This window comes from Deferribacter desulfuricans SSM1, assembly GCF_000010985.1.
In the GTDB taxonomy this organism is placed as follows: Bacteria; Chrysiogenota; Deferribacteres; order Deferribacterales; family Deferribacteraceae; genus Deferribacter; species Deferribacter desulfuricans.
Window position 1 is genome coordinate 732,089 of record NC_013939.1, and the last position, 19,577, is coordinate 751,665.

Here is a 19,577-nt window from a genome sequence, read left to right on the forward strand (position 1 = left end):
ATGAGCAAGAGAAATATCTTTGTTTTAATGTTATTTTTAAATTTAATTCTATTCAGTTTAAAAGTTTATTCTGCACCTACGGGGCAGGAACCTGCTAAAGAATGCGCACTTTGTCATTATAGCTGGATGGATGAATTTATGTTTCAACATAAAGGAACTGATATAGTTAAATTTCCTGAAAAAAGAGTAGTAGCTGAAGAGATAATGTGTTTTTCCTGTCACGATGGGACAGTTGTAGATAGTAGAATTCGAGTTTGGGCTGAGGATAAACATAAAGTTGGTGTCAAGCCGTCAAAAAATGTTATAGTTCCAAAAAAGTTACCACTTAAAGATGGAAAGATTGTTTGTGCTACATGTCATAGTGCTCATGGTACAGGTGAACCTGAGAAAGAAGGTATCTCAAGAAGTATATTTTTAAGAATGCGAAATGAAAATTCTGAGTTATGCAAATCATGCCATACAAATAAATTTGGTAAAAATAATCACCCTGATGCGAAAGTAGATTATTTGATAAATGAAGAATTTTTTAGAGCAGGAGGTGTATTAGGTAGAGAAAATAATGTGATATGTGAAAGTTGTCACACTCCTCACGGACCTAAAGAAAAAAAGCTACTGTTGGGTAAATATGTTAATTCTGAATTGTGTTCCTATTGCCATACCGATAAATTAGAAAAAGGGAAGTATTACAAAAAAGGGGTGTTAACTCATCCAGTAAATATCATTTTTAAAGATAAAGTAAAAAGAATAGAAGTTGAACGAAATGGGGGGATTTTTGTTGAAGATAAAATTGTCTGCCTTACATGTCACAATACCCATAAAGGTGTAAATAAATCTTTGTTGATTATAAATAATAAAAATGATGAGTTATGTTTTAAATGTCATAATGAAAAAAAAGCGATTTATTTTACCAAACATAATATGAAAAAATTAAAAAGTTTTATGAGTAAATTTAAAAAATCACCTTATGAACATGGTGTTTGTTCTGCATGTCATGATCCTCATGGATGGGCATTGGATTTACCCAAAACGGATGATGATTTGTTGAGTAAAGCTTGTTTTTCATGTCATTTAGACAAAAGAATTGTGAAAGGTAAAGTAATTAATAAAAATAAATACAATCATCCTGTATTTATTGAAAGTAAATATAAAACAGATTTACCATTATTTGAAAAAGAGAATAAATATTTTAGCGAAATATTAAATGACAATAATAATCGTAATAACATAACCTGTGCTACATGTCATAATTCACATATAAAAAGTAAAAACTTTTTAAGAAAAGAAGTCAAAGACGGTAAGTTATGTCTAAGTTGTCATAATAGGAAAAAAGCAATTGTTGGTTCTGCTCATGGTAAAGATAAATTAAATTGCGTTTCTTGTCACAAGATACACAACTCTGATAATAAAAATCTTTTAATTAACTCATTAGAGAATGTTTGTTATGATTGTCATAGTAAAGGAAAAATAGCAAAGGAAAAATTGGTAGGTGAACATTCTCATCCAGTAAATATAATCCCTTCAAACAAAATAACAACTAGTAATGGTAAGTTTATAGAAGGGAAAATAATGTGTGTTAGTTGTCATGATCCCCATAATCCTGGCAAATTAGGTAAGTTTTTAATAAACAACCCAAAAAATACTGATATTTTATGTTTGAATTGTCATAAAGATAAAGATAACATTTTGATTACAAAACATGCAAAAATTAAAAAAAATAATGAGTTATTTGTTTGTACTGAATGCCATATTCCTCATAATGCTAAAAGCAAAAAATATCTTTTCAAAGAGATAATTAAAACAGAGAATGATTATTGTTTAATATGTCATAATAAAGATGGTATAGCACATAAGAAAGTGGTAAAATTAATGCATCCTATTGGAAAAGTGAATGATTCTGAAAAATATAATTTAAAGGAATTGAGTTGTATCTCATGCCATGATGCACATAATAAAAATAGTGGTTATAAAGAAAATTATTTTCTTAAAGCTTATGATAGCAATATTTGTTTTAATTGTCATAAAGATAAAACTACCTTTACAAATTCTAAACACAATGTGAGTAAAAAGAGTGGTAATTTATTTAAAAAGTTTAATGAAAACAGTTGTGAATTTTGCCATGATATACATTTTCAAAAAAATGATTATTTAAAAACTAGTGACAATAACGATAGATGTGTAGAGTGCCATAAATTAAGATCTATTGTTGGAGATAAGGTCATATACAATAGCCATCCATTTGTGTTAGCTCAAAATATAAATTACAATAAATATAAGCTTCTTGATGGGAAAATAGTGTGCTCTACGTGTCACGATCCTCATTTAGATAATAATTTTATGCTTTCAAAGAATATAGGTTCTACAGATGAGCTTTGTACAGGTTGTCATAAAAATAAAAAAGATGTTACTTTTTCTGAACATAATTTAAAAAATATATTACATATAAAATTGAATTCGGTGTGCAAAGAGTGTCATAAACCACACAATTATCCAAAAAGCAATAATTTATTATGGCCATATAATAAATATAATGACGAAAATTTCATAGAAGACTTATGTTTATACTGTCATAACAGTAAGGGGTTGGCAAATAAAAAAACTGTAAATTATTATGGCCATCCAAAAATAGTAATTACTTACAATGAGTTGATAGCTAAAGGGATAAAATTATTTGATAATCAAGGGAATAAAAATATTAAGGGCATTATTACTTGTTCAACTTGTCATGATGCTCATGTTTGGAGTGAAAAGGAAAACTTTAAAAAAATATATAGTAATGTAGAGGGTAATTCGTTGAATAGTTTTTTAATGTATTCCGAAGTGATTAAATTGTGCAATACGTGCCATGGAGCAGAAGGTTTGACAAGATATAAGTATTACCATACTGAAAAATACAGAAAAAAAAGTCAAAGAAAACTCTTGAAACCTAAAAATATATTAGATATTCTTATAGGTAATTAGATTTGATTTTATTTGATTTTATTTGATTTGGTATGGAATTTGCTTATTTGATTTATAAAGTATTGGAGGTTGATAATGAAAAAATTTTTTATTTTCTTTATTATATTGTTATCCCCACTAATTTTATATGCTTTTAATTGTACAACCTCAAAATGTCATAATGATATTAAAAAACTTGAGTTTGCTCATGGACCTGTAGCTGCAGAGCAGTGTACTGTATGTCATGTTGCTAGTAATATAGAAATTAAAAAACATATTGATAGACCAAAGAGTTTTATAGATTTCAAATCTCCTACAGGAGATGATCCTGTGTGTATTATGTGCCATGATAATAAAATGAACGGCAAGTATGTGCATGCTCCAGTAAATACTGGTGATTGTACAGCTTGTCATAACCCACATGGAGGTACTAATAAATATTTTATAAAGAGTAAAAATGAGTCCAAGACATGCTTTGAATGCCACGAAAATAATAAAACTGTGAAAAAATACTTACATGGTCCAGTAGCAGCAGGTGAGTGTTCCTCTTGCCACGATCCGCACTCTTCTGATTATAAATTTCAATTAAAAGCTGACAAGGATAAGTTATGTTTTATGTGTCATAGTGATAAAAAAGAAGGTTTTAAGAAAGTTGTGGTTCACCAACCTGTTAAGGATGGTTGTACTAAATGCCATGATCCGCACAATTCTGATACAAAGTTCCATTTAAGGGCAAAATCAGAAAAAGAGTTATGCTTGAGTTGTCATAAAAAAGACAAAAATTTATTTCATTTAATTAATAATGCAAAATATAAACATAAACCGGTTAGTGATGGAAATTGTGGTGATTGTCATAATCCTCATTCTTCTGATTTTGGTAAATTACTATTGAGTGATACTAAAAATATTTGTTTTGATTGTCATGATGATATCGGAGAGAAAGTAAAGAATTCTAAATATGTGCATGGACCTGTTAAAACAGATGGTTGTACTGCTTGTCATGATGTCCATGGTGCGAAATTTCCTTTTATCTTAAAAATGGCTTTTCCTAAAAAGTTTTATAACCCTTATAAAAAAGGTTTGTATGATTTGTGCTTTAATTGTCATAATGAACAAATTCTACAGTTTGCATCAACAACAAAGTATACTGGTTTTAGAAATGGAGATAAAAATCTTCATTATTTACATGTTAGGATTAAAGGTAAGGGAAGAAGTTGTAAAGCCTGTCACGAAGTTCATGCTTCCAATCAGCCAAAGCATGTTAGGAAATCTGTACCGTTTGGATCTGGAGGTTGGGAGCTTCCTATTAATTTTACAAAGACTAAAACTGGTGGCAGTTGTGTCGTAGGTTGTCATAAACCAAAGAGTTATGACAGAGTTCATCCTGTAAAAAATAATTAAAGGGGATGAGTTATGAGAATTGCAAATTTAATAATAATATTTTTCATTTTTACAAATGTATGTTTTTCTTTCCCCCTAAAAAACATAAAAAAGGGAGATGTGTTTGATTTTAGTAAGTTTACATCGCAAGAATCGAATTTTGCTAACTCACTTAAAGATAAAAAAATAAAAATGGTTTTATTGTGGAGGAGTGATAAACAATTGAGTGTTAAAATAGCTAAAAATTTTAAAAAGATTTGTAGCACTAAAAATATATATTGCTACTCAATGGATATAAAACAGATAAAAAAAGATGAATTACTTAAATTAATTGGCGATTTGTCCAAAAACTTTTATGTAACCTTATATAATGGTGATATCATTGAGGATTTAGGAATATACACTTTACCTGTAACAATATTTTTAGATAAAAATAATAAAGTAATTGATGCTATTGGATATGAAGGCCAATATTATGTTAAGATAAATAGATATTTAGACTATTTGACAGGTAAAATAAGTAAAGATGAATATGAAAAATATAGTAATACATCAGTTGTTGATCGAAGAAGAAGCATATTACCAGAAATAAATTTTATAAAAAGATTGATTCGCGATAGTCAGAAAGATGATGCGATAAAAAGGCTTAGTTCTCTAAAATTGGATAATTTAACTAATTTTGAAAAAGTTAAACTGTCAGAAGTTTATATATTATTACAAAGATATAAAGATGCTGTTAAATTATTAGAGCCTATATCTGATAAATTTATTGATGCTAAATTTTATTTAAGTTTGGCTTACTATAACATAGGTGAATATGAAAAATCATTAAACTTATTGAAAAATATAGAGAAAATTTATCCTAACAAAAGGAGACTTTATTTTTTACTTGGAAAAGTTTATAAATCTAAAGGTGATTTTAAAAAAGGGTGTGAATACTTTGAAAAGTCTTGTGAACAAAATCTTATTAATTAGCTTTTTTATATTTGTTTATAGCTTAGCTTATTCTAATGATATAGTTATTGTTTATCCTTTTGATAATATGATTGTAAATGATTCTCAAATACATATTATTGGTTATGTTAGCCAAAAAGATAAAGTAGAAATTATAAGTAATAAGAATTTAATAGATATTAAAAATTTTCAGAAACTAAAAACAAAAGACGGACTTAAATATGTTTTTATGACAAAGGTTAATGTAGATAAAGGGATTAATGAAATTAATGTAAAATATAAACAAAATAATATAAGTTTGACAGTTAAATATTTGACTTCAGCCGAATTATATAGAGACAAAATTAAGAGAAAAACGTATTTTCATTTGGATGAAAATAAAAGTTTATGTGTTAGCTGTCATAATTTTAAAAAGATAAAAGACTGTCAGGTTTGTCATTCAGATAAAATGAACTATACATATGTACATGGTCCTGCAGCAGCATGGCAATGTTTTCAGTGCCATGATAAAAATAATTATTTTGCTCCAAAACAACCAATATCTAGCATCTGTTTGCAATGTCATGAGGAGTTTAGGAATAATATGTTTAATGCGCCATATGCTCATGGTCCAACAGTAGCTGGATATTGTAATATTTGTCATGATTCACACGGTTCAAATAGGAAATATTTATTAAATGATAAGATCAATAATTTGTGTATTAATTGCCATTCAGAAAAAAAGTCAGGAGTTCATGTTTTAGCTAATTTTACTTCTTCAGCTCATCCTACAAGTGGTAAGAAGATTCCTGGAACAAAAGAGGAAATTAGTTGTGTTTCTTGTCATAATCCACACTATGGAGAATCTAAACAGCTATTTCAAAATGGTGTTAAAGATTTTATGATACTTTGTACCAGTTGTCATAAAGATAAACTATAGTATGGGGGGTTGCATGAAACTTTTTAGGATATTTTTGACTATTTTAATAGGTATTTTTATTTTTGGTTGCTCAACTAAACAGCCAGTATTTAAAATAGATCAGTATGTTTGGCCAAAAGAATCAGCAAATCCTAAATTTAAAGCTGTAAGAGTTATAGCAAATTCAGAAGAGTTTCCTGGAAAAGCATCGAGTAAAAACAGATTATTACAGGAATTGGTTGGTGATATTAATGTAAAATGGGTAGATTATAGAGCTATAAGAATTGCAACTGATGGTAGAGGCAAAGTTTATATAGCAGCACCAATTGCATTTAAAATACAGATAATTGATTTTATACAGAAAGAGATTAGGGATATAAGGTTTGGCTCTATTATGCCTTGTGCCATAGATGTTACTAAAGATGGTAGGATATTTATTGGTAATAGATCTGGTGGAAATGTTATGGAAATCACAGAAGATAAAAAGGTTTTATGGTCATATGGAAGAAAAGTTAATGATAAAGACTTCGAGAAGTTAAAAGCTGAAAAAAAATTCGATGTTGATGGACTATATAAAGATATTTCAGATGTTTTGGTTTATAAAAATAAATTGTATGTAGCTGATCAAATTTTTGGAAGAATTGATATTTTAACTCTAGATGGTAAATTCATTAAAAGCATAAAAAAGGTTCCAGCACCTACAGCCATAGCTATAGATCCACAGACTGAAGATATTTATGCAGTATCCAAATTTATTGGGAAAGTATTTATTTATGATAAAGACGGTAATTTTAAGGGGGAGTTATTAGAACCGGGAGATAATATTTGGGCACTGAACTTTCCAAACGGAATAGACTTTGATTCTGAAGGGCATATTTATATTGTGGATATTGCTTCAAATGGATTTAAAGTATATGATAAAAAAGGAACTTTTTTATATTATATGGGAGCACAAAAACCTTCTGTTTATTTAGGTGGATTTAATAACCCTAAAGATTTGGTAATTGATGATAAGGATAGAATTTATGTATTAGATGCTCCAAATAAAAGGGTTGTTATTTTTCAATATTTAGGAGAGTTATATAAAAAAGGTAGGAGAAATATGACAGTTGATGAGCCTATGTTGAGGTGGTAATTTGAAAATTATACCTAAAGAAAAATTTGAAAATATAAAACAAAAATTTTTTAATTTATCATTAACTCAAAAATTTTTAATATCTTCTGTTGCTGTTATATTTCTAGTTTTGGTTTTATTAAATTTGTTTATATATTTAGATTTTAAGAATTTTTTTATCTCTGTAGAGAGAAAAAATTTTGAGAAAAGGTTTAAAAAATCACTAATATCAGCAACCTCTTATTATGTTTTTAGAAATGACTGGGACAATAGTTTAGATTTTAGTCCCATATTTAATATATTAAATAATGAACCAAATTTAATAGAGGCGATTATTTATTCATCAGATGGAAAAAGACTTGCAGTGATGAAAGAAAGAAAAATACTAAATTTAGAAAACAAAAGTGAAGGATTACTAAAAGCATTAAAAGGGGAAATCAGTTATGAAATTAAAAAAGCTGGAGAATCAGAGAGTTTTAATTATTTACATATTGTAGATAAAGAGAATGTGATTCAAGAAATATATTATCCGGTTATTTTTGATGGTAAGGTTAAAGGAGTTGTTGAAATTTATAAAGATGTTACTGAAGTATTTAATAATATTAGAACTGTGAGATTTAGGGCAACTGTTTTCTCGATCTTTGGTTTTATTTTATATATTATATTGATTTTTTTTATTGTTAAAAAAATTGAGAATAAAGAAAAGCAGCTCAAAGACAAAGTGGCACATTATGAGAAACTTTCGATACTTGGTCAGTTTGCTTCTAAAATGGCTCATGAAATTGGTACACCAATGCATGTAATAATGGGTAACGTAGAACTTATTTTAGATGAATGTGAAGAAAATAATTTTGTTAAAAAGCGTGGAGAAAATATTGCAAGGCAAATAAATAAAATACAAAATATAATTAGAAATTATTTATATGTTTCAAAAAAACCTGTTCCAGTTTATGAGCCTGTTAATCTTAAAGAATTAGTTTCTGATATTGTTGAGGATATGTCATTTACTATTTCAGATAATATAGAATTAAGAACAAATGTTGATGAAGTCACCATATTTACTGATAAAGGCTTTGTAGAACAAATATTGTATAATTTTGTTAAAAATTCGGCTGATAGCATTGGTGAAAATAAAGGGTTTATTGAGATTAAAAGTGTTATAGATGGTGAATATATAAAATTATTGGTAGTTGATAATGGTAAAGGGATAGATGAAAAGATAAAGGAAAAAATATTTAACCCTTTTTTTTCAACAAAAAAAACTGGAAAGGGCACGGGCTTAGGGCTTGCTGTTTGTAAGGAGCTGGTAGAATCGTTAGGCGGTCAAATATTTTGTGAATCTAAAGATGGGGAAACTATTTTTGGTATAGAGTTGCATTTAAAGGTGAAAAATGCTTAAAATATTGGTTGTTGATGATGATAAAAATTCTCGTGATATAATAAAACTTTCATTAGAAAACAGTTACGAAGTTGATGTTGCTTTGAATGGTGTGCATGCTTTAGAACTTATAAGAAGTAAAAGTTATGATGTTGTAATATGTGATTATGTAATGAACGAAATAGATGGTATAGAAGTTCTAAAAAAACTTAGAAAAATTGGTAGTAATGCTGTATTTATTTTGATAACTGCTTTTGGCTCAAGTGACATTGCAATTAAAGCTATACAGGAGGGTGCTTATGAATACTTGAGTAAGCCTTTTAAAATGAGTAAATTGAAACAAATTATACAAAATGTTGAAAAGGGGTTAAATGAAAGCAAAACATTTAATGAAACAAATAAACTTGAGAATGATTTTGATGATCAAGTTATTGCAGAGTCGTCCGTCTTTTTAGAGACATTGAAAGATATGGCACGAGTTGCTATTTCAGATGTTCCAGTTTTAATTACTGGGGAGAGCGGAGTTGGTAAAGAGATTGTTGCTAAATCTATTCACAGATACAGTAAAAGGAGTAAATATCCTTTTGTAGCTGTTAACTGTAATGCAATTCCTGGTTCTTTATTGGAATCAGAGCTTTTTGGTTATGAAAAAGGTGCTTTTACTGGTGCTGATAAAGGGAAACCTGGTTATTTTGAGCAAGCTCAAAAAGGGACACTTTTTTTGGATGAGATAGGAGATTTAGAGTTTGATTTACAGGTTAAATTATTAAGAGTCTTGCAAGAGCAAAGCATTAGAAGAGTTGGTGGAATAAAGGATATAAAGCTTGATGTTAGGTTTATATTTGCAACCAATGTTGATTTGGATAAAAAAGTTCAAGAGGGTAAGTTTAGAGCAGATCTTTATTATAGATTAAAGGTTGCTGAAATTAGAGTACCTCCTCTGAGAGAGAGGAAAGAGGATATCATACCTTTAGCAAACTATTTTATAAGAAAGTATAATACATTTAATCGAGAAATAAAATTGAGCAATAAAGCTGAGAAACTTTTATTGAGATATGATTTCCCTGGTAACGTTAGAGAGTTAGAAAATATAATTAGGGCAAGCTTAATTAAGGCAAGATATACAGGTATTATTTTAGATGAGGATCTAAATATTAAAGAAGAATTTGTGAAAGATACTATAACAAAAGAAGATATTTTGCAGGTATTGGAAAAAACAAGAAATAATCGTAAAAAAGCTGCAGAATTATTGGGAGTTAGTAGAGCAACGTTTTATAGATTGTTAAGAAGATATAATATAGATTAGAGTAGTGATTTATTATATATGATTGTCTAAGGTATGTCTCATTTTAAAATTATAATGTCTCACTTTTATTAAAATATGTGTATAGATGTATCAAATGTGTATCATATAAATGACTAAATGTATCATAGCTCAATAGCTTGATATTTATGAGATAAGAAGGCCTTGCCTAGTTATAGCTGTTTTATGTCTCCAGATTAATTTACTGGAGGGTGTTGCACAATATCAATTGCTTAGCACCTCAGATTGCTTCGCTAACGCTCTCAAAGACGGCATTTTTGGGTCATTGCGAGGAGCAAATGCGACGAAGCAATCTGTGGTGCTTAAGTAAAACCTCCTTGATATTTATACAAAGTTGCCGAAGTGGGATGGGTAATTTGAGCTGCAATACTCTTAATTATTTATATTAAAGTTAATCAACTTTTTTTTTAAATAAGTTCGATTTGTATATGTCTCAAAAAGAGTTGAATGTGTTTCAATATCTACTAAGTTTGTAGCAATAATGTATCAAATGTGTATCACAGTGTGTTTGTATTATATTTTTAATAGTTATGTTTAACTTTGGTGACGAAAAAAAGTAAATTTATCAAGTAATTATAAAACTATAATTTTTATGTTCTATATCAAACTGATGAAGATTTATAATAAAAAACAATAATCTTTCGTATTCTTTTATTAATAAAAGAGAATTTATTATGGCATAGTTTGTGCTATATATGAATTAGTATTTTATAAGGAGGTAATATTATGAAAAAATTAATTTTATTGGCTACGTTAATTTTATTGCCAACCTTTGTTTTTGCAGGGGTTGCAGGTAGTGCACATGACTTTTCACAAAACAGTGCATCAAGTTTGTATGGTGGAACAGCTTGTGGCGGTTGTCACAAACCACACAATGCAGGCACACTAATTCCTTTATGGAATGATAGTAATACTTTTGATGGTCAGTACACAGCTTATTCTTCACCAACTGATTCTCTTAACGCTACCCCAAACAGTACTTTAGGAAGTGTTTCTAAAGCGTGTATGGCATGTCATGATGGTATGATTAATGATACTGTTAATGGTGGTACAGCAATAACCGCATTAAAAGCAACAGTAACAGTTGGTTTGGATATTGATTATCAAAATGATGCTCAAGGTCAACACCCTGTTTCTATCCAGTATGTAGATAATGGAACTGCTACATCTTTAAAACCATTAGCAAATGTGAAAGCTGCAGGTTTTAAGTTTTATGGAACGAGTGGCGATATTTTAGAATGTGGCACTTGTCATGATCCTCATGCTGGTGGGTCTCCTGATTTCTTAAGGGCTGATAAAGCGCAATTATGTCAAACTTGCCACAACAATTAAGAAAGCTTTTATACTTGGGGAAGGTGAATACCTTCCCTATTTATAAAAGCTTTGTTGATAGAGAGGGGGCTATGAAAATTACTGATAGATTTTATTTAGCTTTAGTTATGTTACTTCTTTTTTCATCATTTCTTTATGCATCAAGTTGTTCTACCTATAACTGTCATGTTATTAAACTAAATGGAGAATTTGTTAAAAATGGTCCTCATACATTTTATAGGTCTGATGGTGTAGATATTTCTCCTTGTGCTCCATGCCACAAACCACATAATGCAGGTAGCAAAATACCACTATGGAATGATACTAATCAGTATGATGACGGTAGCCCTTATAAAGCTTATTCAAGTCCAACAGGAACATTGGATAATTTACAAGATACAAATATAAGTTCACCATCTGAAGCTTGTATGGGTTGTCATGATGGGATGTCAGAAAGCACTGGTTTTACTGGTGGATATTTCGAAACCTATAGCATGGGTGTTTTAACAATTGATTATTCTAAGTCTAATCATCCCATTGGTGTTGTATATGATTATACAAAGGATAGTGGGTTAAATAATAATGTTGCTAACGGCTGGGTAAATGGTACAAATGGGAAATTTAAGTTAATAAATAACAAAGTTGAATGTTTAACATGTCATGACCCTCATAAAGGTGCAATTGGATATAGTTTTACAGATCGTAGAGATATAGAAAAATTATTGAGAACAACGGATGTGAAAACATTTTGTAGTGAATGTCATACTAATAAATAGTTTGATTAAAGAAAGAATAAAAAATATCATGGAAAGAAATGAAGAAATTTTACATACTAATTTTATTGATTTTATTAATTATTATTCAAGTTGTGGATGCCAGAAATAATTCTCATAAATTTTTATACCTTGATGGTAATGCCTATTGCTCATATTGTCATAAATTGAGAAAATCTTATAATATCAATCCATTATGGGGTGCAAATAAAATTTTTAATTATATCTCACCGATTATTAATTTAAATGTTTCAAAAAAAAACAGTTTCAAAGTAATAGATACATTTGATAATATCTCAATTGTTTGTATATCATGCCATTCAGATTATATTGAGCATTCATCAAGTTTTCACCCAGTAGGTCTAAGTGTTAAGAGTACAAAAAGACATTTAAAAAAAATGAAAATTTATAATAAAAAAATTGATAACAAGTTGCCATTATATGGTAATAATGATTTAATGGCCTGTTCCACATGTCATGACCCGCATACAAAAGAGGTTAAGCTACTTAGAGATTTACCAGAAAAATTATGTGTTGATTGTCATGAAAGGTGATTATGATATATAAGATAGTTATTTTATTAACATCATTTATTTTATTCATTAATGTTCAATTTGTTTTTGCTGGTTATATTTATTTAAATACTGGATTAGAAACATTATTTAAGTCGTACTCAAAAAGTGAAGATAATGAATCTAAGCTCTATGAAGGTGGTCAAATAGATAGGTTATTTTTAACAACTAAATATAAGAGGGAGTTTTTAAGAGGAAGATTAGGAGATTTAAAATTTGATTTAAATTTAGATAAATATCATATGAATTATTTTTATAATGAAAAGCCAAGTTTTAGCGTACCATTTAGCAATAATAATGGTGATAATACAGATAAATATAACAAGTCTATAAATGGAAGATTAAATCTAAAATTTCCTAAAAAACAAACTGAGATTACGTTAGAGTATTCAGAAGATAAATTATTTAAAACTGATAGCGATGTATATTTTAACTCTTTAAGTAAGATTAAGACTGATATCCAAGAATTAGATGGAGTGGTAAAATCTTTAGATGATTATGATAAAAACAAAATGCAAAATTACTATTTTTATAAATATGGGACAATTAATTTGATGGCTAATTATACAGAATATAAGTATTACAAAGGGTTAGAAAGTGATACCAATTATTTAAAAATAGATACTATTAAAAAAGCAGGGGTTGATATAAAAAATAAGGTTGGTTTTAATTTTGAACAGGAAATAAAAAAGTTTAATTTAGGGGATGATGACTCTGATAAAAAAACATATCTTTTTGGTTTAGTTGATGCTTTTGGTTTTCCCACACTTCTTAAATTTGGTGATTTAAAATTTGATGGTTATGCTAAACATATAGATGAAAATTTTGAAGGCAGTAATTTTAATAGTAAGTTTTATCAATTAAGTACTACTTATGAAAAAAATCAATATACTTTGTTTTTATCATATAATTATGAATATAATGAAGATAAATATGTGAACGATATTGACAAATATAATGTTGGCACTATTGGTTTGGACTATGATTCGAAGGATTTGACATATTATACCGAAATAAAATATAAAAAAGGTGTAATAACTTCTAATAATTTGGATAATAACTCTTATTCTTTTAATAATTTCTTAGCTATCATAAGTTCTGGTTTAAATGGATCAGGAAGTGTCATTATAAAAAATAGTGGCACTTCTTCGGTAGTAATAGATTTGAGTGGTTTAATTGTTGATGGAAATAATAATTTTAACAATGTGTTGATTTTACCATCAGATCAGTTAGTTATCAGTTATTCTGAATATATTAAAGGTAATGCTGTTATTTTATCTGGTGATGGTGATGATTTAACTGTCTATATCACAAGAGATACGGGTTATAAATATAGGAAAAATGAATACAATATTAAAAGTGGATATTATTTAAAATACTTTGAAACATTTAAATCGAGACTTGATATTGATTATTATTTTTCTAATTATGATGTGATTTATAATCCTAATAATAGATATATAAATGAGGATGAAAATCGTTTTAACTTATTAAAATTATTTGAAATAAGACCCTATAATTTAATATTTGATAAACAGTTTGAATACAAACATTTAAATGAAAATCAGGACAAGAGTACAAACTGGGGTGTTATTTCAAAAGATGGCTATTTTTCACTTAATAAAAAGTTTTATCTAATTAGTAAATACAATAAATATAATTATGATAAGTCAAATGATAAAGAGTATTACAGCTTTACCTTAAATTTGGATTTAAGGGGCTCAGATTATAATATCAGTTTTTATCCTGAGAAAGAATATGAAAAAGAGTTTGGGGTTTATAAAAAGTATACAACAACATACGATTTAAAAGTAAGATACAAAAAGCACAACTTATCTACCTATTATAGCAAAGAAGAGAAAAAATATAACAATTTATCAACATATTCAGAAAAAGAGAAAAGAGTTTATTATATCTACAGTGGGGAAAATATATTATTTGATGTTAAATACAATGAGAATATATATGAATATAAGTTACAATTATTTAATGCAAATTTAAAGTTGGTTAAATACAGAAGTTTTCCTGTAGTGAGACCATATGCTATTTTTGAGATAGGTTTTGAGAGAGAAAGGGATAATGCAATAGGAGAGTATGAAAAAGATGATTATGTTATTGTTAAATTAACTTATACGCCCACTGATAGACTTAGAGCAATATTTTCTTTTGAAAAGCAGATAGACAGGAATATGGATAAAGGGTATGATTATGAGTGTGGTGTTAATTATCAAACTAGAGTATTTAAGTTAGCTTTAGGCTATAGAAAAAATATTACCGAAATTGATGAGAAAAGGAGAGTTGAACATGAGGTTTATTTTGAATTGCGCAAAAATTTTGATTTTTATTATGGTACTGGTTCATAGTAATTTACTATTTGCTGAGGATAAGGTTGTTGCAAAAGTTAATGAACAAGACATTCATCTTTTCGAAGTAAAATCTTTTTTGAATAAAGTAGTACCAATAGGACGTTTTCATACACAATCACTAAATAAAAAAGAGTACTGGGAAAAAGCTTTAAATACTGCAATTGATAGTAGAGCTATTGTTATATTTATAAAAAACAACAATCCTGAAATATATAATGGATTAAAAAATAAAGTGAATGAGATTATTAAAGTCATTAAAAAAAGATTTAAAAGTAATAATGAATACGCAAAAGCATTAAAAGAAAATGGTATAACAGAAAAAATTTTATATGAAACATATATGGATTTGAATGTTAAAGATATCATTAAAGAAAAGATATTTAGTGAAAAGATAGAACCTAAAGTTTTGAAGGAATATTATAAAAATAATCAGCAAATGTTTTCTACAGGTGAATCTTATGTGGTGAAAAATTGTTTAATTAAAGCTGATGCAAGAGAGCTAAAAGCAAAAGAGATGGAAGAGAAAAAAAAGGAAGCAGAAAATTTACTGAAAATGCTAAAAGAAGAAGATGAAAAAGCATGGCAAAAGTGTGATAAAGGTATTTATCCAGAACAAGATACAGTTTACAAATTTAGCAAGAATTATCCAATAAAAGAAATTTTTAAACTGAAAAAAGGTGATTTTGGAGGACCTTATAGAAACATTTATGGATATTTAATTGTGAAAGTCATTGATATTAAACCATCCGAAGTTCTTCCATTTGATGAGATAAAAAATGAAATTGAAAGATTGATGAAATTAAAAAAATTTAAAGATTATTATAAAAATCTTTTAAAGAGAGCAAAAGATGAAGCAAATATTAAAATTCTTGATAATAATTTTAGTAATTAGTGGATGCTCAACACATAATAAAAACTTAGTTCAGTTTGATAAGCTTTTTTGGCCTGATATGGTTAATCCAAAAATTGCCTTGGTAGATATTATTAATATGCAAAAGATTAGAGAAAATTATAGTTTTTTTAGAAAATTCTTTGGGTTAGAACATGAAATCCAACCTTTATATAGACCTTTTGCTGTTGCTGCAAATGATGAGTATGTTGCTGTTAGTGATATAATGTTTGGAGTAATTTATTTAATTAATAAAAATAATTTTAAACTGAGGATAATAAAAAGTATAAATAATAAAAGATTTAAATCCATAGTTGATTTAGATTTTGCTGACAATGACTTGTATATGGTAGATTCTGAAAATAATATTATTATCAAGTATAATGTGATAGATGAAGCCAGTAAGGTAATTGATGTTCAACTTGAAAAACCTGTATCAATAAAAGTAGATATTAAAAATCATTTGATATTTTTAGCTGATACTAAACGTAATAAAATAATAGTTACAGATTTAGGTGGAAATATAATAAAGGAGTTTGATAAATATTTTAATTTCCCTCTTGATGTTGACATTATTCCTGAAGAAAAAATTTTATTTGTTTTAGATTCAATGAATTTTAGGGTGTTGAAACTAGATTATGATGGCAATTTGATTGGTGAGTTTGGTGAGATTGGTAATAGACCCGGTAATTTTTCAAAACCTAAAGGGTTGTGTATTGATAAGTTTCATAGAGTTTATATTACTGATGCAGACTTTGATAATTTTCAGATCTTTGATGAGAAAGGTAACCTCCTTTATTTTATTGGACAAAATGGTTCGGATGAAGTGTCTTTTTATATGCCCGCAAGAGTTTATTGTTATAAAGATGAAATTTATGTGTCAGATCTTTTTAATTCAAGGGTAAAAGTTTTTAAGTCTTTTAGATGATTTTTTGGTAGCGAGACGGAGGTGCGTTTATGAAAATTAGATTATTTTTATCTTTGTTTATCATAATCGGTTTTAGTGTTATTATTTATGCTGGTGTTGCCAATACAAAACATAATTTGTCAAAATCAGGGCCTGGTCCCATAAAATCAAGCGAAGAAGATAGAGTTTGTGTATTTTGTCATACACCACATAACGCACTTCCTTACGCTCCACTTTGGAATAGGGAACTAAGTAATGCTTTATATCAAACATATACTTCTGTAACCATGAATGCACAGCCTGGACAGCCAACTGGCAATTCAAAACTTTGTTTATCTTGTCATGATGGTACTATCGCTTTAAATGCTATATATGCATCTTCAACTCCGATTGCTAATGATCTAAATTTTACTTTAACAGGAGATTCAAATCTTGGGACAGATCTTAGAGATGATCATCCTATATCTTTTGTGTATGATGATAATTTAGCAAATCAGGACAGGCAATTAAAATCACCTTCTACACTTCCTTCTTTTATCAAATTGCAAAACGGTAGAGTAGAATGTACAACATGTCATGATCCTCATACTGAAACTGTTTATTTCTTAAGAACTGGGGATAAGCAACTATTATGTACAAGTTGTCATGATAAAAAGTTGGAGGGAACTGTAACTTTGAGTTTTTCATCTTCTATTCATAATCAAGTAATAAGTAGTGCCCCAATTTCTGCAGATTACCCATGTGGAGATTGTCATAAGCCTCATAATGCAAAAGATGTGGTTAATGGTGATTCGACAACACAGCTTTTAAAAGGGAGAGAAGAGAACCTATGTTTTATATGTCATGGGAGCTCACAAGGTATAGGCCCTCTTTCTCAAAATAATATTGATATAGAGAATTTAATGAGCAGTAATGATGGATTTTATGATACTTATAGTGGGACTCGTAGATGGGTAAACAGATCTCATGATGTAACTGATGCACAACAAAGTAGTAGTGGAGCTCATATAGAGTGTATAAATTGTCACGGAGTACATGGTGTAAGAAGAGATGATTTAAATACTACAAATGTTATAGAATCGCTTGTGGATCCTGATAATCCATCCCAACCATTTACTTGGGGGCAACCAACAAACTATAGTGGATCTGATAAATATTGGTTGAAAGTATACAAAATAGATCACTTTTGTTTAAAATGTCATGATGGAAGTTTTCCTACCTTTTCTGATAGACCGGATTTAAATGTATTAGAGCCTTCCAATAATAATGGTTATATAAGAAATATCGCTTCAGGTTTTTATAATTCTGTACATGGTAAAAAGAGAATCCCTTGTATTATTTGTCATGATCCTCATGGTGGCAATCCATTTTTGATATCAAATAGAGTAAGATGGACAAATGCTCCTTTTGATACCAAAAATGCTTCAAGGTCAAACTTTGATAGTGGAGACATTTATGTACCTATCCCAGTTAAATTCGAGTTATGTAGAAAATCTTGTCATAATGGAGACAAACAGAGCCACCAAACAGGTAAAACAAACTGTCAATCGTGTCACTATCATGGTGGAGGAAAACTATAATTCTGAACGTTGAAAATAGTCCAACTTCATAACAATTATAACTGTTAAAGGAAGTACTTTAAATTATTACTTTAACAATCATTTATTATTGGTGAATAAAATGGTTATTCGTTTTAATGCTTTATTAACCATGGGGTCTGGTTTTAAAAGTAAGTGGTCAGCTTTTTGATAATATGTTTTTGCTTCTAAATAATTTTGGTAGACTTCTTTACAAACTCCTAAATTATATAAAAGAGATACTGATTGAGGGTTAATTTGGTACGCTTGTTCCCACAGTTCACACGCTCTATCCATTCTGTTGTTAGAAGCAAATTCTAAGCCAGCTCTAAAATATTTTTTTGCATTTTTATCTTTTATGTCATCATCATTATCTTTTAATTCTATAGTTAAGATTACTTTATACGGAAGTATATCTCTTCTAATGTCTTCTAAAACTTTATTTTGTGCTATTGTTAATAGTTCTGCGCTGGATTTAACAGGGTAGCCAGAATCTGGGCATGCTGCAGATTTAGCTGTTTCTGTATAATCAGAAGAGTAAATAATTGTTCCCGTTTCAACTTCTATAATTTTTGTTGTTGCAGAAAAAGTTGCAGTTCTTTTTATACAGTTTACGTAATAATATTTCCATTTTAGGCATTTTGAAACAGGTATGTTACCCAAAGGGGTTTTTAATTTGCTTTCTTTTGACTTTATACACTCACTTCTTTGTTCTTTAAACAATATATCTTCAACTTTTGAAATATTGATAGTACCAGTTAAAATTGCTGATGCTCCAATGAGTTTGGCGAAATTAATGACATCTTTTTTATTTACTAATCCACTATTTGAAAATTTCAATTCTTCGATAATTTTATTTATTTCTGATCTTTCTACGAGTTTGTAATATTCATTTCCATTTTGTAATAGTGTATTAGATATCATGGATTCGATTTTATTTGAAAAGATTTTTCCATCTTTGCCTTCAAATGGGAGTACAGCGATACTTTTTAGAGAAAGTAGATTATAGTATTTTGGTTTTAAAGTAACATTGACTTTTATTTGTGGAGATGTGCAACTAATAATTGAGATAAATAAAAAAATATAAAAAATTACAAATTTCATGTGGATAAAATATATTAAAATAAGTTTTTTGACAAGTTTCTAAAAGTTGATCAATGTTAAAAATAATTGTTAATTCAGCATAACATCTTTTAT

General features: G+C 28.4%; 15 protein-coding genes. 14 read left to right on the top strand and 1 reads right to left on the bottom strand.

Going from position 1 to position 19,577, the window contains the following annotated elements; all coding sequences use genetic code 11:
• From DEFDS_RS03755 to DEFDS_RS12565, 14 genes are all read left to right on the top strand, one after another.
• On the top strand, nucleotides 1-2,958 hold the full coding sequence (locus DEFDS_RS03755) for a cytochrome c3 family protein (RefSeq protein ID WP_013007473.1): 2,958 nt from the start codon (nucleotides 1-3) through the stop codon (nucleotides 2,956-2,958).
• A 75-nt stretch (nucleotides 2,959-3,033) separates the two neighbouring features.
• Complete coding sequence (locus tag DEFDS_RS03760; RefSeq protein WP_013007474.1) at nucleotides 3,034-4,338, top strand: cytochrome c3 family protein; 1,305 nt, start codon at nucleotides 3,034-3,036, stop codon at nucleotides 4,336-4,338.
• Nucleotides 4,339-4,539: 201 nt separating this feature from the next.
• A complete protein-coding gene (locus DEFDS_RS03765) occupies nucleotides 4,540-5,292 on the top strand; it encodes a tetratricopeptide repeat protein (protein ID WP_161595872.1) in 753 nt (250 codons plus the stop codon).
• Complete coding sequence (locus tag DEFDS_RS03770; RefSeq protein WP_231841034.1) at nucleotides 5,270-6,190, top strand: cytochrome c3 family protein; 921 nt, start codon at nucleotides 5,270-5,272, stop codon at nucleotides 6,188-6,190. The genes DEFDS_RS03765 and DEFDS_RS03770 overlap by 23 nt, the downstream gene beginning before the upstream one ends.
• Before the next feature lie 13 nt (nucleotides 6,191-6,203).
• Entirely contained in the window at nucleotides 6,204-7,304 is a 1,101-nt protein-coding gene (locus tag DEFDS_RS03775) for a hypothetical protein (RefSeq protein ID WP_013007477.1), read from the top strand.
• 1 nt (nucleotide 7,305) lies between these two features.
• Nucleotides 7,306-8,682, top strand: a complete 1,377-nt coding sequence (locus DEFDS_RS13090; protein ID WP_013007478.1) for a sensor histidine kinase — start codon at nucleotides 7,306-7,308, stop codon at nucleotides 8,680-8,682.
• Nucleotides 8,675-9,967, top strand: coding sequence for a sigma-54-dependent transcriptional regulator (locus DEFDS_RS03785; RefSeq protein WP_013007479.1), 1,293 nt, complete (start codon nucleotides 8,675-8,677; stop codon nucleotides 9,965-9,967). Before DEFDS_RS13090 ends, DEFDS_RS03785 begins: the two co-directional genes overlap by 8 nt.
• Nucleotides 9,968-10,711: 744 nt before the next feature.
• A complete protein-coding gene (locus DEFDS_RS03790; protein WP_013007480.1) occupies nucleotides 10,712-11,317 on the top strand; it encodes a cytochrome c3 family protein in 606 nt (201 codons plus the stop codon).
• Between the two features lie 71 nt (nucleotides 11,318-11,388).
• Nucleotides 11,389-12,072, top strand: a complete 684-nt coding sequence (locus DEFDS_RS03795) for a cytochrome C (protein WP_153801464.1) — start codon at nucleotides 11,389-11,391, stop codon at nucleotides 12,070-12,072.
• Between the two features lie 38 nt (nucleotides 12,073-12,110).
• Nucleotides 12,111-12,623: a cytochrome c3 family protein gene (locus tag DEFDS_RS03800; protein WP_013007482.1), complete on the top strand. Its 513-nt coding sequence runs from the start codon at nucleotides 12,111-12,113 to the stop codon at nucleotides 12,621-12,623.
• Nucleotides 12,624-12,625: 2 nt separating this feature from the next.
• Nucleotides 12,626-15,004 carry a hypothetical protein gene (locus DEFDS_RS03805; RefSeq protein ID WP_013007483.1) on the top strand — a complete coding sequence of 793 codons (2,379 nt, stop codon included), beginning with the start codon at nucleotides 12,626-12,628 and terminating at the stop codon, nucleotides 15,002-15,004.
• Nucleotides 14,988-15,899, top strand: coding sequence for a peptidyl-prolyl cis-trans isomerase (locus DEFDS_RS03810; RefSeq protein WP_161595875.1), 912 nt, complete (start codon nucleotides 14,988-14,990; stop codon nucleotides 15,897-15,899). The genes DEFDS_RS03805 and DEFDS_RS03810 overlap by 17 nt, the downstream gene beginning before the upstream one ends.
• A complete protein-coding gene (locus tag DEFDS_RS03815) occupies nucleotides 15,856-16,824 on the top strand; it encodes a hypothetical protein (RefSeq protein WP_013007485.1) in 969 nt (322 codons plus the stop codon). The genes DEFDS_RS03810 and DEFDS_RS03815 overlap by 44 nt, the downstream gene beginning before the upstream one ends.
• Nucleotides 16,825-16,853: 29 nt before the next feature.
• Nucleotides 16,854-18,383: a cytochrome c3 family protein gene (locus DEFDS_RS12565; RefSeq protein ID WP_013007486.1), complete on the top strand. Its 1,530-nt coding sequence runs from the start codon at nucleotides 16,854-16,856 to the stop codon at nucleotides 18,381-18,383.
• A gap of 78 nt (nucleotides 18,384-18,461) precedes the next feature.
• Here DEFDS_RS12565 and DEFDS_RS03825 read toward each other — a convergent pair whose 3' ends face one another.
• Nucleotides 18,462-19,484, bottom strand: a complete 1,023-nt coding sequence (locus DEFDS_RS03825; protein ID WP_013007487.1) for a CsgG/HfaB family protein — start codon at nucleotides 19,482-19,484, stop codon at nucleotides 18,462-18,464.
• Nucleotides 19,485-19,577 lie beyond the last annotated feature (93 nt).

What these genes read in the sequence shown, in the direction of transcription:
- DEFDS_RS03775 (WP_013007477.1), top strand. Translation starts at nt 6,204, where the DNA reads ATGAAACTTTTTAGGATATTTTTGACTATTTTAATAGGTATTTTTATT.
- DEFDS_RS03795 (WP_153801464.1), top strand. Translation starts at nt 11,389, where the DNA reads ATGAAAATTACTGATAGATTTTATTTAGCTTTAGTTATGTTACTTCTT.
- DEFDS_RS12565 (WP_013007486.1), top strand. Translation starts at nt 16,854, where the DNA reads ATGAAAATTAGATTATTTTTATCTTTGTTTATCATAATCGGTTTTAGT.
- DEFDS_RS03815 (WP_013007485.1), top strand. Translation starts at nt 15,856, where the DNA reads ATGAAGCAAATATTAAAATTCTTGATAATAATTTTAGTAATTAGTGGA.
- DEFDS_RS03785 (WP_013007479.1), top strand. Translation starts at nt 8,675, where the DNA reads ATGCTTAAAATATTGGTTGTTGATGATGATAAAAATTCTCGTGATATA.
- DEFDS_RS03805 (WP_013007483.1), top strand. Translation starts at nt 12,626, where the DNA reads ATGATATATAAGATAGTTATTTTATTAACATCATTTATTTTATTCATT.
- DEFDS_RS03790 (WP_013007480.1), top strand. Translation starts at nt 10,712, where the DNA reads ATGAAAAAATTAATTTTATTGGCTACGTTAATTTTATTGCCAACCTTT.
- DEFDS_RS03825 (WP_013007487.1), bottom strand. Translation starts at nt 19,484, where the DNA reads ATGAAATTTGTAATTTTTTATATTTTTTTATTTATCTCAATTATTAGT.
- DEFDS_RS03800 (WP_013007482.1), top strand. Translation starts at nt 12,111, where the DNA reads ATGAAGAAATTTTACATACTAATTTTATTGATTTTATTAATTATTATT.
- DEFDS_RS03755 (WP_013007473.1), top strand. Translation starts at nt 1, where the DNA reads ATGAGCAAGAGAAATATCTTTGTTTTAATGTTATTTTTAAATTTAATT.
- DEFDS_RS03810 (WP_161595875.1), top strand. Translation starts at nt 14,988, where the DNA reads ATGGTACTGGTTCATAGTAATTTACTATTTGCTGAGGATAAGGTTGTT.
- DEFDS_RS03760 (WP_013007474.1), top strand. Translation starts at nt 3,034, where the DNA reads ATGAAAAAATTTTTTATTTTCTTTATTATATTGTTATCCCCACTAATT.